Source organism: Micromonospora sp. NPDC049903, from assembly GCF_044460945.1.
Lineage (GTDB): Bacteria > Actinomycetota > Actinomycetes > Mycobacteriales > Micromonosporaceae > Micromonospora.
The window spans coordinates 81,153-98,726 of the sequence record NZ_JBITKL010000016.1 but is presented as its reverse complement, the minus strand read 5'-3'; the positions used below and the strand labels follow the sequence as shown (position 1 = coordinate 98,726).

Annotated in this window: 20 protein-coding genes and 1 pseudogene; 8 read left to right on the top strand and 13 right to left on the bottom strand. The window is 71.2% G+C overall.

Annotated elements, in window-relative coordinates; translation table 11 throughout:
• Nucleotides 1-71: 71 nt before the first annotated feature.
• Together ACIBO1_RS22595 and ACIBO1_RS22590 are read right to left on the bottom strand one after the other, a co-directional pair.
• Nucleotides 72-533, bottom strand: coding sequence for a tetratricopeptide repeat protein (locus ACIBO1_RS22595; RefSeq protein ID WP_396749636.1), 462 nt, complete (start codon nucleotides 531-533; stop codon nucleotides 72-74).
• Nucleotides 534-642: 109 nt separating this feature from the next.
• Complete coding sequence (locus tag ACIBO1_RS22590) at nucleotides 643-1,641, bottom strand: reductase (RefSeq protein ID WP_396749634.1); 999 nt, start codon at nucleotides 1,639-1,641, stop codon at nucleotides 643-645.
• 96 nt (nucleotides 1,642-1,737) lie between these two features.
• Here ACIBO1_RS22590 and ACIBO1_RS22585 point away from each other — a divergent pair, with 96 nt between their 5' ends.
• The 3 genes from ACIBO1_RS22585 to ACIBO1_RS22575 are packed head-to-tail and all read left to right on the top strand — an operon-like array spanning nucleotide 1,738 to nucleotide 3,807.
• Nucleotides 1,738-2,151 (top strand): pyridoxamine 5'-phosphate oxidase family protein, encoded by a 414-nt coding sequence (locus ACIBO1_RS22585; RefSeq protein ID WP_396749632.1) that lies wholly within the window; start codon nucleotides 1,738-1,740, stop codon nucleotides 2,149-2,151.
• A gap of 58 nt (nucleotides 2,152-2,209) precedes the next feature.
• A complete protein-coding gene (locus ACIBO1_RS22580; protein WP_396749629.1) occupies nucleotides 2,210-2,809 on the top strand; it encodes a DUF4291 domain-containing protein in 600 nt (199 codons plus the stop codon).
• A 50-nt stretch (nucleotides 2,810-2,859) separates the two neighbouring features.
• The gene (locus tag ACIBO1_RS22575) at nucleotides 2,860-3,807 is read left to right on the top strand and encodes a MerR family transcriptional regulator (RefSeq protein WP_396749626.1); all 948 of its coding nucleotides are present in this window, start codon (nucleotides 2,860-2,862) and stop codon (nucleotides 3,805-3,807) included.
• 92 nt (nucleotides 3,808-3,899) lie between these two features.
• On the opposite strand, the gene pobA is transcribed toward ACIBO1_RS22575, so the two are convergent.
• From pobA to pcaH, 6 genes are all read right to left on the bottom strand, one after another.
• Nucleotides 3,900-5,069 (bottom strand): 4-hydroxybenzoate 3-monooxygenase, encoded by a 1,170-nt coding sequence (pobA, locus tag ACIBO1_RS22570; protein ID WP_396749623.1) that lies wholly within the window; start codon nucleotides 5,067-5,069, stop codon nucleotides 3,900-3,902.
• Between the two features lie 91 nt (nucleotides 5,070-5,160).
• The gene (gene pcaC / locus ACIBO1_RS22565; protein WP_396749620.1) at nucleotides 5,161-5,541 is read right to left on the bottom strand and encodes a 4-carboxymuconolactone decarboxylase; all 381 of its coding nucleotides are present in this window, start codon (nucleotides 5,539-5,541) and stop codon (nucleotides 5,161-5,163) included.
• The gene (gene pcaD / locus ACIBO1_RS22560; protein WP_396749617.1) at nucleotides 5,541-6,302 is read right to left on the bottom strand and encodes a 3-oxoadipate enol-lactonase; all 762 of its coding nucleotides are present in this window, start codon (nucleotides 6,300-6,302) and stop codon (nucleotides 5,541-5,543) included. The genes pcaC and pcaD overlap by 1 nt, the downstream gene beginning before the upstream one ends.
• The gene (locus ACIBO1_RS22555; RefSeq protein WP_396749615.1) at nucleotides 6,286-7,437 is read right to left on the bottom strand and encodes a lyase family protein; all 1,152 of its coding nucleotides are present in this window, start codon (nucleotides 7,435-7,437) and stop codon (nucleotides 6,286-6,288) included. The genes pcaD and ACIBO1_RS22555 overlap by 17 nt, the downstream gene beginning before the upstream one ends.
• Nucleotides 7,430-7,984, bottom strand: coding sequence for a protocatechuate 3,4-dioxygenase subunit alpha (gene pcaG, locus ACIBO1_RS22550; protein WP_396749612.1), 555 nt, complete (start codon nucleotides 7,982-7,984; stop codon nucleotides 7,430-7,432). The genes ACIBO1_RS22555 and pcaG overlap by 8 nt, the downstream gene beginning before the upstream one ends.
• Entirely contained in the window at nucleotides 7,974-8,693 is a 720-nt protein-coding gene (pcaH, locus tag ACIBO1_RS22545; RefSeq protein WP_396749610.1) for a protocatechuate 3,4-dioxygenase subunit beta, read from the bottom strand. The genes pcaG and pcaH overlap by 11 nt, the downstream gene beginning before the upstream one ends.
• A 260-nt stretch (nucleotides 8,694-8,953) precedes the next feature.
• On the opposite strand from pcaH, the gene ACIBO1_RS22540 reads away from it, so the two are divergent.
• From ACIBO1_RS22540 to ACIBO1_RS22530, 3 genes and pseudogenes are all read left to right on the top strand, one after another.
• Nucleotides 8,954-9,787 (top strand): CoA transferase subunit A, encoded by an 834-nt coding sequence (locus ACIBO1_RS22540; RefSeq protein ID WP_396749607.1) that lies wholly within the window; start codon nucleotides 8,954-8,956, stop codon nucleotides 9,785-9,787.
• 35 nt (nucleotides 9,788-9,822) lie between these two features.
• Nucleotides 9,823-10,604 (top strand): annotated as a pseudogene (locus ACIBO1_RS22535) (CoA-transferase subunit beta); the annotation flags it as partial.
• An 83-nt stretch (nucleotides 10,605-10,687) separates the two neighbouring features.
• A complete protein-coding gene (locus ACIBO1_RS22530; RefSeq protein ID WP_396749605.1) occupies nucleotides 10,688-11,488 on the top strand; it encodes an IclR family transcriptional regulator C-terminal domain-containing protein in 801 nt (266 codons plus the stop codon).
• A 17-nt stretch (nucleotides 11,489-11,505) separates the two neighbouring features.
• On the opposite strand, the gene rph is transcribed toward ACIBO1_RS22530, so the two are convergent.
• Both rph and ACIBO1_RS22520 read right to left on the bottom strand, forming a co-directional pair.
• Nucleotides 11,506-14,097, bottom strand: coding sequence for a rifamycin-inactivating phosphotransferase (rph, locus tag ACIBO1_RS22525; RefSeq protein WP_396749603.1), 2,592 nt, complete (start codon nucleotides 14,095-14,097; stop codon nucleotides 11,506-11,508).
• 340 nt (nucleotides 14,098-14,437) lie between these two features.
• The gene (locus ACIBO1_RS22520) at nucleotides 14,438-15,112 is read right to left on the bottom strand and encodes a DNA polymerase beta superfamily protein (protein WP_396749601.1); all 675 of its coding nucleotides are present in this window, start codon (nucleotides 15,110-15,112) and stop codon (nucleotides 14,438-14,440) included.
• Between the two features lie 124 nt (nucleotides 15,113-15,236).
• Here ACIBO1_RS22520 and ACIBO1_RS22515 point away from each other — a divergent pair, with 124 nt between their 5' ends.
• Together ACIBO1_RS22515 and ACIBO1_RS22510 are read left to right on the top strand one after the other, a co-directional pair.
• Nucleotides 15,237-15,707 (top strand): hemerythrin domain-containing protein, encoded by a 471-nt coding sequence (locus ACIBO1_RS22515; protein ID WP_396749599.1) that lies wholly within the window; start codon nucleotides 15,237-15,239, stop codon nucleotides 15,705-15,707.
• Between the two features lie 111 nt (nucleotides 15,708-15,818).
• On the top strand, nucleotides 15,819-16,010 hold the full coding sequence (locus ACIBO1_RS22510) for a hypothetical protein (RefSeq protein WP_396749597.1): 192 nt from the start codon (nucleotides 15,819-15,821) through the stop codon (nucleotides 16,008-16,010).
• A 7-nt stretch (nucleotides 16,011-16,017) separates the two neighbouring features.
• Here the strand turns inward: ACIBO1_RS22510 and ACIBO1_RS22505 are convergent, their stop codons facing one another.
• The 3 genes from ACIBO1_RS22505 to ACIBO1_RS22495 all read right to left on the bottom strand — a co-directional run.
• A complete protein-coding gene (locus ACIBO1_RS22505; protein WP_396749595.1) occupies nucleotides 16,018-16,527 on the bottom strand; it encodes a YcxB family protein in 510 nt (169 codons plus the stop codon).
• A 46-nt stretch (nucleotides 16,528-16,573) separates the two neighbouring features.
• Nucleotides 16,574-17,185: a YdeI family protein gene (locus ACIBO1_RS22500; protein ID WP_396749593.1), complete on the bottom strand. Its 612-nt coding sequence runs from the start codon at nucleotides 17,183-17,185 to the stop codon at nucleotides 16,574-16,576.
• 91 nt (nucleotides 17,186-17,276) lie between these two features.
• On the bottom strand, nucleotides 17,277-17,574 hold a 298-nt coding region (locus ACIBO1_RS22495), incomplete at its 5' end, for a GNAT family N-acetyltransferase (protein WP_396749591.1).

Below are 17,574 nucleotides of genomic sequence, written 5' to 3'. Positions count from 1 at the left end.
ACCGCCACCGCCGCACCAGGCAGCCATGCTGCACGGTTCGCAGCGACGCTGCGGGATGCAACAGGCTGCGGCTACTCGGCGGCCAACTGTCGCGTCAAGCGCTCCAGGCCGGCTTTGATCAGTCGCCCGTAGTCGTCGTCACCGAGCGCGCCGATACCCGACTGCGCCTGCTGGAGGCATTCGCGGGCACGGCCGAGATCACCGAGCTTGCGGTGACACTCGCCCAGGTTGAGGTGCAGCGAGGGATACAGGGCGGCAACCGACATCGGTACGCCGGCCTGCGCGGCCCGGTCGTCGGTGAGCCGGTCGGCCGCTGCCAGCGCCCGTTCGTCCCAGATCAACTCCTGGTGTGGATCGTCCTGCACGTCGGCCATCGAATGCGCCAGGACGCACACGTGCAGGGGGTCGCCGTGTTCGCCGCCGATCTCGTCCCAGATCTGCGCGAACAGGCCGCGAGCGGCGTCACGTCGTCCCTGGCCGTGGTGCAACTGGACACCCTCGTTGATGCGAACGAGCGTCTGATCGACGATCACCGCCACACCGTACCGCCAGAGGTGTCTTTCTCGGTGTGAGGTGATGCGGGTGTGCCCGTGCGCGGAGTGGAAATCGCTCTGCGCACGACGCCCCGAACGGAGCCGCCGCTCATCCGGCGACACCCCGCAAGGCGTCGATCAGCGCGGCTTCCCGGGCGCTGCTCAGCCCGGCGCGGCGATCCCGGTGCAGCCCTTCGGCACGTTCCCAGTCGAGGGTGTCGGCCAGCAGGTCGGGCCGCGGGCGGTGGCGGAGACCGGTGGCCTCGGCTGCCGTGCCGCTGCGGGCCGCCCAGCCGCGTGCGGCCGGGTCGGCGATCCACATCGGCAACGACTCCGGGCCCATGTACTCGGCCACGCCCTGCGCCAGCAGCCAGGCGGGGTCGGCGTGCACGAGCGGACCGGTGTGGCCGGCCACGGCCCGGGACCGGGCGACCCATTCGGCGAAGGATACGGCCGGGCCGACCGCGTTGAACGTGCCGACCGTGCCGGCCCGGGCGCTGTCGAGCAGCCAGGCGGCCAGGTCGCGGACGTCGACGACCTGGGTCGACAGGTCGGGGGCGTGAGGTACCAGCAGCGGTGTGTCGGGGTCACGGGCGGCGCGGGCGACCCAGTAGCCGGACCGGCCGCTCTGGTCGCCCGGACCTCCGATCAACCCGGCACGCGCCACCAGTGCGCGGTTGCCCACCTCGCCCGTGGTGATCTGCTCGCAGGCCGCCTTCGCCTCGCCGTACTCCTCGCGGTCGACCGTGTCGCGGCTGGTGGCGGGCAGCGTGGCCGCCGACTCGTCGGCGCCGGGGGTGTCGTGCTCGGCGTAGGCGCTGACCGAGGAGACGTAACTCCAGTGCCGGGCTCGGCCACCCAGGGCGCGCAGCGCCTCCCGCACGAAGCGCGGCTGCCACGACACCTCGACGACGGCGTCCCAGTCGCGGTCGCGCAGCCCGTCGTACGCGGCGGGGTCGCCTCGGTCGGCGGCCACGAGAACCGCGCCGGGCGGCACCGTCCCGCTCTCGCCCCGGGCCAGGCAGGTGACCGCGTACCCCCGGTCGACCGCCTGCCGGGCCACCTCGTGCCCGAGCCACGCCGTCCCGCCCAACACCAGCATCTCCATGTCCACGAGCCAAGCAGCGAGGCACGCGGCACGCCAAGGTTCTTCGCCGACGGCAGAAGCCTGCGGGCGTACGCCACCGGTCCTAGGCTGGTGGTCATGTTCCGCGACGAGGATCTCGCCCTGCTCGCCCGGCCGTTGCACGCCTTCCTCACCGTGGCACCCCGGGGCGATCGCTGGCCCGCGCCGCGCCCGGTGTGGTTCGAGGTCACCGACGACGGGGACCTGCAGATGTTCTCGCTGCCGGACGCGCCGAAGCTGGACCGTATCCGGGAACGGCCCCGGGCCTCCGTGGTCGTGGCCGCGCCGACCGGTGAGCCCGAGCACTGGGTGTCGGTGGAGGGCCCGGTCACGCTGCACGACGACGGCGGCGTGGAGTTGGCGACCCGGCTCGCCGAGCGGTACTACGACATGAGCGACCCGACGCGTCAGAGCCTGGTCGACGAGTGGCGCAGCGGGGGAGTGGTGCGGATCGTGCTGCGTCCCGAGCGGGTGAACCGCTTCTCGATGTGACGGTCCGCGCCGCCGAATTCGGTGGCTCGCGCTCGGGTCGGTCGGCGGCGATCGGCGGATGTCCGTACCCCTGCGTCAGATCCGCGCCCGATACTCGGCCGACACCATTACCGTCTACCAGGCGTACTCGCCGCAGATCGCGGAGCCGGCGGTGGCGGCGGGCCGCTTCGTGGCTCCGTTCAAACGGGAACGGATGACGTGGATCAAGCCGTCGTTCCTGTGGATGATGTACCGCTGTGGCTGGGCCACCAAGGAGGGCCAGGAGCGGGTGCTCGCCGTGGACCTGCGCCGGGAGGGCTTCGAGTGGGCGCTGGAGCGGGCCTGCCTGAGTCACTACGTCCCGGAGCTGCACGCCGACCGGGAAACCTGGTCGCGACAGCTCAAGTCCAGTCCGGTGCGGGTGCAGTGGGATCCGGAACGGTCCCTGCGCCTGGCGGCTCTGCCGTACCGGTCGTTGCAGGTGGGGCTCTCCGGTCCGGCTGTCGCCGGGTACGTCGACGAGTGGGTGATGGCCATCCGCGACGTCACCGCCGACGTGCGGCAGATCCGGGACCTGGTGCGCAGCGGCGACGACCGGGCCGCCGCCGCCCGGTTGCCGGTCGAGCAGGTGTATCCGCTGCCCGCGCCGATCGCCGCCGTCGTCAACGCCACCGGCTAGCCGGATCCGCTGTTGACTCTCAGGCGGCTTGAGACGCCAGGGTGGTGGCCATGGACGAGTGGTTGTCGATCGGGGATGTGGCCCGGCGTACGGGTCTGAGTGTCAGCGCCATCCGGTTCTATGCCGACGAGGGCATCGTCGCGCCGGCCGGGTACACCGGTGCCGGGTACCGGTGCTACGACGCGCGGGGTGTGGCGGCCCTCGAACTGGTGCGTACGCTGCGGGACCTGGGCGCGGGGTTGGACGAGATCCGTCGGTTGCTGGCCGACGAGATCACGGTGCGGGATCTCGCGACGGCTCATCTGGCGCTGGTCGAACGGCAGATGGGTCAGCTGCGTACCCGGCGGGCGGTGCTGCGGGCGGTCGTGCGGCAGGACAGCGAGGCCGGGCAGGTGAGTCTCGTGCACCGGTTGGCGTCGATGTCCGACGACGACCGTGAGCAACTCGTGGAGGAGTTCTGGACCGAGGTCACCGCCGGCCTCGACCTGCGGGAGTTCGTCGACTACCTGCGTCCGTGGCGGCCCCGGCTGCCGGAGGACCCCACCGGCGAGCAGCTCGACGCGTGGATCGAGCTGGCCGACATGGTGCGCGACGCCGGGTTCCGGGACGCGGTCCGGCAGTACTTCGGGGCGACCTTCGCCGGCGCGGCGGATCGCGAGCGGGAGGACCCGGCGACGGAGGCGGAGGTCGCGGAACAGGTCGAGATCCTCGCGCAGGCCAGGGCCGCGTCCGAGGCCGGCGTACCGGTCGACTCCCGCGAGGCCCGGCGGTTGGCGACGCGGTGGGTGGCGTTGGCCGCGAGTCGCGGCGGTGAGCGGGATCTGACCGAGGTACGGCGGCAGATCGCCGCCGCCGACCCAGAGCCGCAGGTGAGCCGACATGTCGCGCTGCTCGGCAGGTACCACTCGCTGACCGCCACCATCAACGGCACGCCGCAACCCGTCGGACACGCCCCGGCGTCGACCTGGCTGCACGCCGCCGTCGCTGCCCTGAGCTGACCGGGCGCTCGGGCCCGCGCAGCGGTCGTCGTGCAGCCTGTCTCCGTGGTCGCCGCGACACCGCCGACACGACCAGCGGCGACGCTTCGGAATCAGCTCCAGGGCAGCCCGACGTAGTTCTCGGCGAGGCTGGTCGCCGCGGCGGGTGAGGAGACCACGTACTCCAACTGCGCGCGCTGCAACTGTTGCTCGAAGGCGTCGTGCTGTGGGAAGCGGTGCAGCATCGACGTCATCCACCAGGAGAAGTGCTGTACCCGCCAGACCCGGTTCAGGCAGGTGGTCGAGTACTCGTCGAGCCCGGTCTCGCTGCCGGTGGCGTACCAGTGCGACAGCGCGGCAGACAGCACGTGCACGTCGTGGACCGCGAGGTTCAGGCCCTTGGCCCCGGTCGGCGGCACGATGTGCGCGGCGTCCCCCGCGAGGAACAGCCGCCCGTGTCGCATCGGTTCGCACACGAAGCTGCGCATCGGGACGATCGACTTCTCCAGGATCGGTCCCTCGTTGACAGTCCGGCCATCTTGCCCGATCCGGGTGCCGAGTTCGTCCCAGATGCGCTGGTCCGGCCACTCGGCGAGGTCCTCGGTGGGATCGACCTGAAGATAGAGCCGGCTGATCGTCGGCGACCGGAGGCTGGCCAGCGCGAAGCCCCGCTTGTGGTAGGCGTAGATGAGCTCGTCGTCGACGGGCGAAGCGGCGGCAAGGACACCGAGCCAACCGAAGGGGTACTCGCGCTCCAGGATTCGTGCCGACGCGGGCAGCAGACCACGCGTGACTCCGTGGAAGCCGTCGCAACCGGCGACGACGTCGCACTCCAGTTCTGTCGACCGCCCTCCGACGGTGAACCGGACCCGCGGTGTCGCGCTCGTCACGTCCAGTACGGTCACGTCGTCGGCCTCGAAGTACACCTGGCCGCCGCCGGCGAGCCGCGCCTCGGTCAGGTCCCGAACGACGTGCTGCTGCCCGTACACGGTGATGGCCCGTCCACCGGTCAGGTCGCTCATCGGGATGCGATGCGAGACGCCGTCGAAGAGCAGTGCGATGCCGTGATGCGGCAGGCCCTCGCGGTCGAGCCGGTCGGCCAGCCCGATCTCGCGCAGGAGGTCGACGGTGCTCTGCTCCAGCACGCCGGCGCGGACCCGCTGCTCGACGTACTCGCGGCTGCGGCGCTCCACCACCACCGAGTCGATGCCCTGACGATGCAGCAGGTGGGACAGCAAGAGTCCAGCGGGGCCCGCCCCCACGATCGCGACCTGGGTACGCACCTGTTCTCCCCTTTCCGAAACCGACGTCCTGACATGTCGTCACACCGGGCGTCGGGCCCCGCGCGACCTGGTCCTGCGACAGTGGCCCGGGCTAACCGGTGCCGGCCTCCTCACGCAGCACCCGCGCGGCGACGCCGAACGCCGCGTTCGCGGCCGGTACACCGCAGTAGACGGCGCACTGCAGCAACACCTCCTTGATCTCCTCGGGGGTGAGGCCGTTGCGCAGCGCCGCCCGGACGTGCATCGCCAACTCGCCGAGATGACCGTGGGCGACCAGCGCGGTCAGCGTGATGCAGCTACGGGTACGGCGGTCCAGGCCCGGCCGGGTCCAGATCTCACCCCAGGCATACCGGGTGATCAGGTCCTGAAAGTCGGCGGTGAACCCGTCGGTGTCGGCGACGGCCCGGTCCACGTGCGCGTCGCCGAGCACCTCCCGCCGGACTGCCATCCCCTGCACGTGGCGTTCCTCCATCACTCCTCCAGAAAGTGTTCGGCCAGCAGGTCGCTCACCCGCATGGGCTGCTCCAGGTTGGCCAGGTGCGCCGCGCGGTCCAGCACCGCCAGCCGTGCTCCGGGCACGGCGTCGGCGATGACGCGGGCGTCGCGGGGCGGGGTGGCCGGGTCGTCCGCACCGGCGACCACCAGAGTCGGAGCGGTGATCGTCGGCAGCAGTGGGCGCAGGTCCATCGCGGCGATGGCTTCGCAGCAGGCCGCGTACCCCTCGCTGTCACAGGCGGTCAGGTCCGCGACGAGTGGTGCCACCACCTCGGGATGACGGTCGGCGAAGCCGGCGGTGAACCACCGACCGAGCAGGACGTCGGTCAGGCTCGCGGTGCCGTGCACCCGGACCTGGGCGGCCCGGGCCAGCCAGGCGTCGGCGGGCGGCAGATGGGCGGCCGTGCAGAGCAGGGCGAGCCGGTCGACCCGCGCCGGGCGGCGCGCGGCCAGCCACATGCCGACCATGCCGCCGAGCGAGAGACCCGCGTAGTGCACGCGGCCCAGGTCGAGGTGGTCGAACAGGTCGACCACGTCGGCGCCCAGGTCGGCGAGGCCGGTCGGCCCGATGGCGGCGGGCGACCCTCCGTGCCCACGATGGTCGAAGGTCACCACCCGCATCCGCGGGGACAACGCGGCTACCTGGGGACGCCACATCGCTCGGGTGGTGCCGAGCGAGCCGCCCAGGACGAGCACGGGAGCGTCGGCCGGCCCGGTGACCTCATGGGCGAGCGGCACGGTACGCCTCCAACGCGTCGTCGATGAGCTGCCCGGCTGCTGCCGGTACGCCGGGCGGGTAGGTGGCCGTCGCACCGCCGGCCTGTTCGGCCACCGTGGCGTGCATCCGCGCGGCGTCGACCCGCAGCGAGTCGACGGCGGTCCGCGCGTGCCGAGCCGCCGCCGCGGTCAGCCGCAGCAGCGAGGTGACGGCCGGCCACTCGGCCTGCCAGCGCCCGGCGGAGCGTTGCAACTCGACCGGTTGGCTCGCCAGGATGGTGGCGACCATGCCCGGCGCCTGGTGCGCGCAGGCGATGACCAGCGTGCTGAGGGCGGGGTTGCGCTTGTGCGGCATCGCCGAGGAACCGCCGGGCGAGCCCTCGGTCACCTCGGCCACCTCGTTCTGCGCGAGCAGGACGACGGCGGTGGCGATGGTGGCGAGCGCCCCGCAGACCGCGCCCAGCGCGGTAGCGAGGTCGACCACAGGGCCGCGTCGGGTGTGCCACGGCAGGGCCGGTACCGGCAGCTCCAGGATCTCGCCGAGCGCGGTGGCCATCCGGGGACCGTGCGCACCGAGCGCGTCGTGGGCACCGACCGCACCGCCGTACTGCAGGGGCAGTCGGTCGTGTGCCCGGGCGAGGCCGCTGGCGGCCTCCGTCACCCCGGCCAGCCAGCCCGCGCAGACCAGGCCGAAGCTGGTCGGCACGGCCTGTTGGAGCAGCGTTCGCCCGATCTGGACGGTGTCCCGGTGGTGGTCGGCGAGTGCGGCGAGCCGGTCACCGAGCGCCCACAGGTCGTCCAGGAGCGGACCGAGGCAGCGGCGGGCGACCAGCACCAAGGTGGTGTCCATGACGTCCTGGCTGGTCGCGCCGAGGTGCACCAGAGGGCGAGTGGCTTCCGGCACCCGGGCCTGCAACTGCGCCACCAGGGGTACGACCGGCGAGGCCGAGGCGACCGCCAGCCGGCTCAGGTCGGCGATGTCGTACCGCTCCGGTTGGCAGGCGGCGGTGATCTCGGCGGCGCGATCGGGCGGTATCAGCCCGACGGCCGCCCCGGCCAGCGCCAGGGCGGCCTCGATGTGGAGCATCTCCCGTAGCCACGCCTGGGAGTCGGTGGCCGAGACCGCGTCCGGAGTGGAGAACAGGGCGTCAAACATCGAAGAAGACGGTCTCGGGCTCGCCCCGGAGCCGGATGTCGAACACGTAGCCGTCAGCGGCGGTGGCCGCGATCAGGGTGGCCCGGCGGGCCGGGTCGGGCAGTGCGGCGAGCACCGGATCGGTGGCGTTGGCCGGCTCGTCGGGGAAGTACAACCGGGTGACGAGACGGTCGAGCAGACCTCGGCCGAAGATGGAGACGTTGATGTGTGGCGCCTCGGTGTCACCGTCCGGAGTCGGCAGCGGCCCCGGCTTGACCGTACGGATTCGGTAGACACCGTTGTCGTCGGTGGGGCAGCGGCCGAACCCTCGGAAGCCGTAGACCGGACCGCGCGGATCGTCCGGATGCGCGAACCTGCCGTCGGAGTCCGCCTGCCACGTCTCGACCAGGGCGTCCGGCACCGGCGCGCCGTCACCGTCGACGATCCGTCCGCTGATCACGATCGCTGCGGCCGCCGTAGCCGGCACCACGTCCGGACCGTCAGGCCAGGGCAGGCCGATGTGCAGGAACGGACCGACGGTCTGGGAGGCGGTCAGCTCAGTCCTCATGCGGTTCCTCCATCGGGGTCGCCGAGCGGCCACGCAGCACGACGTCGAACTCGTACGCGAGGGCCCAGTGCGGCACGGTGGCGTCCAGGTCGAACCGGGAGATCAGCCGCTGCCGCGCCTTCTCGTCGGGAATCGAGTTGGCGATCGGGTCGAGCGGGATGAGCGGGTCGTCCGGGAAGTACATCTGGGTGACGAGCCGCTGGGTGAACGCCCGGCCGAACAGCGAGAGATGGATGTGCGCCGGCCGCCACGCGTTGTGGTGGTTGCCCCAGGGGTAGGCACCTGGCCGGATGGTGACGAAACGGTAGTGGCCCGTCTCGTCGGTGAGTGTCCGCCCCACTCCGGTGAAGTGCGGATCCAGCGGCGCCGCCCAGTTGTCCCGGGCGTGGCGGTAACGCCCGGCCGCGTTCGCCTGCCAGATCTCCACGAGCGTGTGCGGCACCGGACGGCCGTCGCCGTCGAGCACCCGGCCCTGCACGATGATCCGCTGGCCCTGCGGCTCTCCTCCGGCGGCGAGGGTGAGATCGGCGTCGGCCTCGCTCACCCGTCCCTCGCCCAGCAACGGGCCGGTCACCTCGGTCAGGTTGTGCGGGAGCGGCACCAGTGGCTGGGTCGGTGCCCGCAACAGGGTGGAGCCGTAACCGGGGCTGGCCAGCGGTGGGTGCAGACCGCGGGGACGCTCGTAGGAGGGCAGCTCCAAAGAACTCATCAGCCGATTCCTTCCAGGACGACGGCGAGACCCTGACCGACACCGACGCGGATGGCTACTGGTGCTTTATCCGCACGATCGTTCTCAAAGGGAACGTACGAGTCTTCTCATGTTTGGTCAATGACCGACGCCCTTCAGCGTTGGTGCATCGCCCTCCTGGCGTGCTCACTGCTCGGCACGCAGGTTTGACGGTCACTGTCGACGGGTCGTACGGTAGGCGCAGAGCGAACCAATGTTCATATAGCGCACAGGGGGCTTGGGTGGGGGAGATCGCGAGTCTGCGTGATGCTGTCGCGGCCTTGGTCCACGACGGCGACGTCGTGGCGTTGGAAGGGTTCACCCATCTCATCCCGGTGGCCGCCGGTCACGAGATCATCCGCCAGCGCCGCCGCGACCTCACCCTGGTGCGGATGACGCCGGACATCATCTACGACCAGATGATCGGCGCCGGCTGTGCCCGAAAGCTGATCTTCTCCTGGGCGGGAAACCCCGGGGTGGGATCGCTGCACCGGTTCCGCGACGCGGTACAGAGCGGCTGGCCCGCACCGTTGGAGATCGAGGAGCACAGCCACGCCGGCATGGCGAATCGCTACGTGGCCGGGGCGTCCGGACTTCCGTTCGCGGTGCTGCGGGGTTACTCGGGCACCGATCTGGTCGGACTCACCGACACGATCAAACCGATCACCTGCCCGTTCACCGGGGAGACCCTGACCGCGGTGCCGGCGCTGAACCCGGACGTCGGCATCGTGCACGCGCAACGGGCGGACCGCTCCGGCAATGTCCAGTTCTGGGGCATCACCGGAGTGCACAAGGAGGTGATCCTCGCCTCCACCCGCGCACTGGTCACCGTGGAGAAGATCGTCGACCGGCTCGAGGACCGCCCGGGCGCGGTCGTCCTCCCGCACTGGGCGGTCACCATGGTGGCCGAGGTGCCGGGCGGTGCGCACCCCTCCTACGCCCACGACCACAGCGACCGGGACAACGAGTTCTACGTCGCCTGGGACGCCGTCAGCCGCAACCGCGAGACCTTTCGGAGCTGGCTCGACGACAACATGTACGGGACGACCAGCATGGACGGAGGTCTGCCGAGATGACCCTCGAAGTTGCCGCACAGCCCTCGTCGCCGCCCCTGGCCTGGACCGGCGAGGAGATGATGATCGTCGCCGCGGCCCGGGCGCTTCACGACGGCGCCCGCTGCTTCGTCGGCATCGGCCGCCCCAGCGTCGCGGCCAACCTGGCGCGCCGCGTGCACGCCCCCCACCTGGTGTTGGTCTACGAGTCCGGCACCATCGGTGCGAAGCCCACCCACCTGCCGCTGTCGATCGGCGACGGCGTGCTGGCCGAGACCGCGGACACGGTGGTCTCGGTGCCGGAGATGTTCAACTACTGGCTCCAGCCCGGCCGCATCGACGTCGGTTTCCTCGGTGCGGCCCAGATCGACCGGTACGGCAACATCAACACGACGGTGATCGGCACCGACTACCACCGCCCGAAGGTGCGACTGCCGGGTGCCGGCGGCGCGCCCGAGATCGCCGCCTCGTGCCGCGAGGTGTTCGTCGTCGCGCGCCACAACCGACGTGCCTTCGTCGAACGCGTCGACTTCATCACCTCGGTCGGGCACGGGCAGGGGCCCGGTGACCGGGAGCGACTCAACCTGCGCGGGCGTGGACCCGTACGTGTGATCACCGACCTCGGTGTGCTGGAACCCGATCCGGTCACCCGCGAGCTGACCCTCACCCAACTGCACCAGGGGGTCACCGTCGAGCAGGTACGCGCCGAGACGGGGTGGGAGCTGCGCGTGGCCGACTCCCTGGAGACCGTGCCGGCGCCGACGCCGGTCGAACTCGCGACGCTGCGCGCACTCCAGACGGCCGGACCGGGTGCCGACCAGGGCTGACCGTGGGGCGGCGCACGCGACCATCGGGTGCGGCGGTTGACCGGCACACCCCCGGCTACGCTGATCTGGATCAGCAGGACTGCATGGAGGGCCATCGATGACCGACTCCGCCCGCGAGCCGCACTTCGTGCAGTCCCTGGAACGTGGGCTGGCGGTCATCCGCGCCTTCGACGCCGCACATCCCGAGTTGACGCTGAGCGAGGTGGCCCGGGCCTGCGACCTCACCCGGGCCGCCGCCCGACGCTTCCTGCTCACCCTCACCGATCTCGGCTACGTCCAGAGCGACGGCCGGATGTTCCGGCTCAGCCCCCAGATCCTGGAACTGGGTTACGCGTACCTGTCCAGCATCGGCCTGCCGGAGATCGCGCAACCACACCTGCAACGGCTGGTCCAGGAGGTACACGAGTCCTCCTCCGTCTGCGTGCTCGACGGCGACGCCGTCGTCTACGTCGCCCGGGTGCCGACCAGCCGGATCATGACGGTGTCGATCACCGTCGGCACCCGCTTCCCGGCCTACCTGACCTCGGTCGGCCGAGTCCTGCTGGCCCACCTGCCAGAACAGGAACTCGAACTGCACCTCAAGCGTGTCCCCTTCGAACGGCCCACCTCCCGCACCATCGCCTCCGCCACCATGCTCCGCAGCGAGCTGACCCGGATTCGCGACCAGGGGTACGCCATCGTCGACCAGGAGCTGGAAGAGGGATTGCGCTCGGTGGCCGCACCGATCCGGGACCGCAACGGAAGCGTGGTCGCAGCGGTCAACATCCCGGCACACGCCAGCCGCAACTCCATCGAGTCGATCCGACGCGACCTGATACCGCCGCTGGTGGCCGCCGCGTCCCGCATCGAGGCCGACCTTCGCCTGCTACCACCGCAGGCCGGCACCGCTCGCGGCTGAGTCGGCGGCGGTCGGCGTCAGGGCAGGATCTCGACGTAGCCGTCGGTGCCGTGCACCCGGATCCGCTGCCCGTCCCGGATCAGCCGGGTGGCCCCCTCGACGCTGACCACGGCCGGCAGGCCGTACTCGCGGGCGATCACCGCGCCGTGGGTCATCAGACCGCCCACCTCCGTCACCAGGCCCGCGACGCCGAGGAACAGCGGCGACCAACTGGGATCGGTGTAGGCGGTGACCAGGATGTCGCCCGGTGCGAGGTCGGCCTGCCCGAGGTCCAGGACGACCCGGGCGCGCCCCTCGACGGTCCCGGTGGAGACCGGCAGACCGACCAGGGCACCGGCCGGCACGTCGTCGCGCCGGTACGCCCCGCTCAGGGCCTCACCGTCGGAGGTGAGCACCCGGGGCGGAGTGAGCGCGTGGTGCGACCGGAACGCCTCCCTGCGCTGCCGGATCAGCCCGGCGTCCACCCGGCGCGTCCGTGCCACCTCGTGGAACTCCCCGACCGTGAGGAAGAAGACGTCCTCCGCCTCGGCGAGCACCCCGGCCCGCACCAGGCGCTCGGCCTCGCCCAGCAGGGCCTGCTTGTAGACGAGGTAGCGGCTGACGATGTCGTACTTCGGGTACTCCCGGTACCCCACGAAGGTGCGGACCCGGTCGATCATCCGCTTGGTCTCGGCGGCCTTGGCCTCCCCGTCGGGCAGGGCCAGCAACCGGGACAGGATCTCCTGCTCCTTCTGCCGCGCCTTCTGCCGCCCGTTCGCCACGCGTCGCCCGGCCTCGCCCGCAGCGAAGTTGCGGACGTTGTCCAACAGCACCGGCAGCAGGGTGCTCGGACGCTCACGCCACCGTGGCCGGGTGATGTCGATCTCGCCGACGCCCCGCATCCCGTACCGCTCCAGGTACGCCTCGATCGCGGTGCGGGCCTCGCCGCCGCCCTCGACCTCCGGCAGCCCGTCCAGGAAGCTGTCGTCGTCGACACCCTCCAAGAACGCCACCACCTGCGGGTACGGGCGGATCACGTCCGCGACGTCGAGCAGCGCCAGGCCCATCTCCGAGGTGACGTTGTCGGGTACGGACAGCGTGAGCGTGTCGGCGGCGTTCTTCTCACCCAGCCACTCCCACAACCGGTCGTTGAGCCACCAGGTGGCCTCCATCCCCGCCATGATCGCCTGCCCGCTCGACGGGTCGGCGAGGACACGCTTGTGCTCCTCGAAGGCCGCCAGCAGGAAGTCGAACAGCTCGGGCCCGGTCTTCGTCGCGATGTCCCGCCGCAGCGCCGCGATCGACGCCTGGCTGCGCTCGACCAGCTCGGCGACGACGGCCGGGTCGGTCGGGATCGGGGCGGGCGCTGCGCCGGCCGGTGGAGCGGCGACAGCGGCGTCCGGCGCCGTCGGGACGAAGTCGCCCCGGTCCAGGACGGTCTGCAACGCGTCCCGGGTCAACGGGTCGGACCTGCCGATCATGTCCAGGAACGCGGCGCGGCCCGGGCCGGCCAACAACCGGATCGCGTCGACGAACAGCCGGCCACCGGCCTCGATCATCGGGGCCATGGCCGTGCGCTGCCACACCGAGATGCCCAACGGCTTCATCGGGTCGGTCATCATCTGCTGGTGACCCACCGAGACCCAGACGTGGTTACCGCTGTCGTCGCGGTCGGGAACGGGGAACAACGTGGTGATCGGTCGGCTCTGCACGACGTGCAACCGGTCGTCGGCCAGGCACCACTCGATGTCCTGCGGCCGACCGAAGTGCGCCTCGATCCGTCGCCCGAGCTGCACCAGCGCCACGACCTGCGGGTCCGTCAGCGCCGGCTGCGCACACCGTGCCGCGTCGACGGTCACCTGCGCGGTCCCGCCGGTCGGTAGGGCCTGCACGGCGAACTGCTTCGCGGCGACCGACCTGCCGACGACCTCGCCGGCGCGTACCCGATAGACGTCCGGGGTCACCAGCCCGGCGACCAGGGCCTCACCGAGACCGAAGCCGGCGTCCACCGTGGCGACGGTCCGGTCGCCGCTGACCGGGTCGGCGGTGAACAGGACGCCGGACGCCTGCGGGAAGACCATCTGCTGCACCACCACCGCCATCCGCACCGACCGGTGGTCGATGCCGTTGCGTCGGCGGTAGGCCACGGCCCGCTCGGTGAACAGCGACGCCCAACAGCGCCGGACGTGCGCCAGGACCGCCGTCGGCCCCACCACGTTCAGGTACGTGTCCTGCTGCCCGGCGAACGACGCCGACGGCAGGTCCTCGGCCGTCGCGCTGGACCGCACGGCGTAGGCGGTCTGCTCCCCGTACCACGCCAGGGCGCCGGTGATCGCGGCCGTGACCTCGCCCGGGACGCTGACCCCCTCGATGATCCGGCGGATCCGCGCGCTGTGCGTGCCGATCACCTCCCGGTCGTCCGCCGCCGGGCCCGCCAGATCGTCGAGCAGCGTGCCGAGCGGTGCGTCCGCCATGATCCGCTGGAAGGCGTCCGTGGTCACGCAGAACCCGGCCGGCACCCAGACGCCGTCGATGCGGGACAACTCACCCAGGTGCGCGCCCTTCCCACCGACCATCGCGATCTGCGTCGCGTCCACCTCCTGAAGATCCACCACGTACTGCTCGGTCATCGCGACACCTCCGACACCGTCGGGCACCCCGGCCCGACCTCCCCGTGACTGCCGTCAGTCGACATCAACACCCGCACGTCTGCCCCCGTTTCCGCAGCTTGTGGGCTCGGCCGGCCGATTCTGCGGCATACCCGGGGCCTTGCCGCAAGCCCCCCGGTGCGCTATATCTTTAAGAAGGGCATGGAGAGATCTCCTTGCCCTTCGTCGTCGGCAGGGCCAGGTGAGCGGGCGCCGGACTCACCGCAGCCGGGTACGCACCCCGCGCACCGCGAGGTGCGTCTCCAGGGACCGGTCCGAGTCAGGTCGAGCCCGGTGAGAAGTACCCGCAGTGTGTCGGCGCTTATCGCAGGTTCCTCTCCCGGATGGCGGTGAGCAGACGGTCCACGGCCGTCCGGTCGGGCTGCTCCGGCAGCGCGGTGGCGACGGCCGCGTCGGCGAGGGCGGCCTGCAGATCTGCGGCCCAGGCGGTGACCGACTCCCAGGCACGATCCCCGCGCCGCACCGCGAGGAGTTCCTCGCGCAGGTGCCGCACATCGACCAGGACCTCACCGGTACGCAGGACGTGCGCCCCGGCGACCAGTAGCCGGATCATGTGCATCGCCTGCTTGTGGTTCGTCGTTCCGGTCCGCTCCCGCCGTGCCGTCACCCGGTCGAGCTGGTCCCGGGCATAGTTGCCGTAGGTCTGGGCCACCCGCCGCGACAGGAACGCCCGCCGCGTCGCCAGCAACGCCTCCCCGTCGACCGTGATCGCCTCGATCAGCGGGGACCAGAGCACCTCCAACACCGTCGGATTGCCCTGTAGGGCCAGGACGCAGAACCGCTCGATCTCCCAGGAGAACTGCTCCTCGGCCGGTCCGTCCAGGTGGGTGGGCGGCTTGTCCAGCTGCCAGAACGCACGGGTGGGTGCCACGAACACCCCACGCCGGTCATGGTCGGAGTCCGGGCCGTGTAGCCCGTACGCCCGCGACCCGACCACGACCGCGAGGGCGGTGTGCCGTGCGACAAGATCGATCACGACGGCAGGCTACCCATGAACTATGCTCCGGTGAGCGTCGCGTGCCGGTGGCAGACCGTGTCAGGCATGGAGGCGCCCTACCGAGGGAGGCCGACGGTGTCCACGTCGCATCCTTCGTCTTCGCGTGACTGAGCGCGAGACGACCAGGCTCGTCGCCTGGAGCTACGAGCTTCGCCAGGTCCACACCCGCCTCCGCGCGGCGCTCGACCTCGTCCGCACCGCGGTCGCCGACGGGACATCCGGCGAGGCGGCCACCCGTGACCTGCTGCTCTACTGCCACGGGTTCTGCGCCGCGCTCGACGGACACCATCGGGGCGAGGACGCCACCCTGTTTCCGGCGATCGAGGCGGCCCACCCGGAGTTGGCGCCCGTGCTGCGCTATCTCCGCCAGGATCATTCGATGATCGCGCATCTGCTCGGCGGCCTGCAGGCCGCCATCGACCGAGCCGCGCCGGTCGCCGAGCTGGAGCGACACCTGGAGGGTGTCGCCGCGATCATGGAGAGCCATTTCCGGTACGAGGAGCGACAGTTGCTCCAGGTGCTCGAAACACTCTCCCTGGACGCCTCACCCGACGAGGTCCTGGGTCCCCTCTGACCTGGCGACCGGGAAACTCCGTGGCCGTCGCTGTCCACCGCCGAGCATTCGCGAGGCTGGCATCAGGAGTTCCGCGATCATCTGCGGTGGGACATCGCCGCCGAGACGCTGGTGCTCACCGGCAGCCGCGCAGCGTTCGAGCGGGAAGCCGAGCAGGTACGCGCCCTGGCCGAGGAATGCCCGGCGCATCAAGCCCGCGTACCCGGGACGCACTGCTGCGCCGAGATCGGCATGGGGAGACTCCGGTGGCATCCCGACCGGCGTCGACCCTACGCCGAACTGCACGCCCAGTACTCCGGGTAGCGCCGGATCAGCGCCGGTGCGCATCGTCCTCAAGTAGCCCACGGGCGGACATGAAGGCTCGCAACGTCTCGGCGTCCCCGGCGGACATCAGGCGGCGGGGGATCACCGTCGCCGGCATCCGGTCGACGTACACGACCCAGAACTCCGGGGTGTCCTTCACCCGCGAGACACCCGCCCAGGCGATGCCACCGGACTCCGAGCCGCTGCGCATCATGATGTTCTCGTCGGTGATGTCGTAGCTGCCGTCCACGGCGTAGCCGCCGGAGCGGCGTCGAGCCCGCCACTGCACCCACGGCCAGTACAGCATCGCCAGCAGACCACCGATGGCCATCGCCATCCACAACGGCGTGATCTGCTCGCCCCACGACGACCCCCGCGTCACCACCAGACCGATCACGCCGACCGTCAGCAGCACCGCGCCGACCGAGGCGTACCTGCGCAGTTGGTCACGGCTCATCGCGGCGGCCACGCGGCCGGGGTAGGCGGGATCGGCGGGGATGTCGAAACGGATGTGCACGCCGCAACGATAGTGCGCCCGGTCGTCAGCCACCGCCAGCAGGCGCTCAGGCGGACGCCGACTGCGGCGGCTTGGCCTTCTGCGGATAGAACGTCTCGTGCCGGGCCAACATCGCGACGAACTCGACGATCTTCCGTTCCCGGGTCCGCGCCTGCTTTACCGCGTTGAGGCGGTGCACGAACGCGTACCGGTTGGTCTTGGTGAGCACGTCGAACATGGCCTGGGCGGCGGGCTCGGCGGCGATCGCGGCGAGAAGGTCCTCGGGCACCTCGGCCTCCGAGGACGGGGCGTACGCGGCGGCCCACCGCCCGTCCGCCTTCGCGGCCTCCACGGCGGCCCGCCCGGCGGGCAGCATCCGCCCCTGCTCCTCCAACCGCGCCACGTGCGCCACGTTGCGCTGGGACCAGATGCTGCGCGGCCGGCGCGGAGTGAACCGGATGCAGGAGCTCTCCTCGTCCCGCTTCTTAGCCTGCCCGTCGATCCAGCCGAAGCACAGGGCCTCGTCGACCGCCTGCTGCCAGGTCAGAGTGGTGACCGTGCCACCCTTCTTGGTCAGGGCGAGCCAGACACCGGGCGACGTGGCGTGGTGAGCCGACAACCACGCACGTAGCTCCTCGGCGTCCGCCACGATCAACTCATCCAGCTCAGCGCTCGCCATGTCAGTAGGCTAGCCCTTTCGCCGGAGTGGCACCGTCACCTACCGTCGCGTCGGGCCGGCCGGCACCGCCGCGAGCAATCGCGGCAACGGCTCACCGCGCATCACCGGTCAGCGTCTTGCGCATCTGCTGCGTGACCACCCGGTAGCCCGAGCTCTGATAGAGCCGCCGAGCGCGGTCGTTGTCACCGAACACGTTCAGTTCGAGGGCCGAGACACCATGCCGGCGGACGACGTCCTCGCCGGCCGCCAGCAGCTTGCGCCCGTATCCGGCACCACGATGCGTCGGCTTGACCTCGATGTCGTAGAGGCTGTCGACCGTTACCCATTGTGGTGTCCTTCGTCGATCTGGTCGCCGGCCCGCTCCCGCCATCGGGCCAGCTCGTGGCGGG

Bases quoted from the DNA above. Each gene is read 5' to 3' on its own strand.
- pcaG (WP_396749612.1), bottom strand. From the start codon at position 7,984: ATGAGGACTGAGCTGACCGCCTCCCAGACCGTCGGTCCGTTCCTGCAC.
- ACIBO1_RS22590 (WP_396749634.1), bottom strand. From the start codon at position 1,641: ATGGAGATGCTGGTGTTGGGCGGGACGGCGTGGCTCGGGCACGAGGTG.
- rph (WP_396749603.1), bottom strand. From the start codon at position 14,097: ATGACCGAGCAGTACGTGGTGGATCTTCAGGAGGTGGACGCGACGCAG.
- ACIBO1_RS22575 (WP_396749626.1), top strand. From the start codon at position 2,860: ATGGACGAGTGGTTGTCGATCGGGGATGTGGCCCGGCGTACGGGTCTG.
- ACIBO1_RS22580 (WP_396749629.1), top strand. From the start codon at position 2,210: ATGTCCGTACCCCTGCGTCAGATCCGCGCCCGATACTCGGCCGACACC.
- ACIBO1_RS22585 (WP_396749632.1), top strand. From the start codon at position 1,738: ATGTTCCGCGACGAGGATCTCGCCCTGCTCGCCCGGCCGTTGCACGCC.
- ACIBO1_RS22555 (WP_396749615.1), bottom strand. From the start codon at position 7,437: ATGTTTGACGCCCTGTTCTCCACTCCGGACGCGGTCTCGGCCACCGAC.
- pcaC (WP_396749620.1), bottom strand. From the start codon at position 5,541: ATGGAGGAACGCCACGTGCAGGGGATGGCAGTCCGGCGGGAGGTGCTC.
- ACIBO1_RS22530 (WP_396749605.1), top strand. From the start codon at position 10,688: ATGACCGACTCCGCCCGCGAGCCGCACTTCGTGCAGTCCCTGGAACGT.
- pcaH (WP_396749610.1), bottom strand. From the start codon at position 8,693: ATGAGTTCTTTGGAGCTGCCCTCCTACGAGCGTCCCCGCGGTCTGCAC.
- ACIBO1_RS22500 (WP_396749593.1), bottom strand. From the start codon at position 17,185: ATGGCGAGCGCTGAGCTGGATGAGTTGATCGTGGCGGACGCCGAGGAG.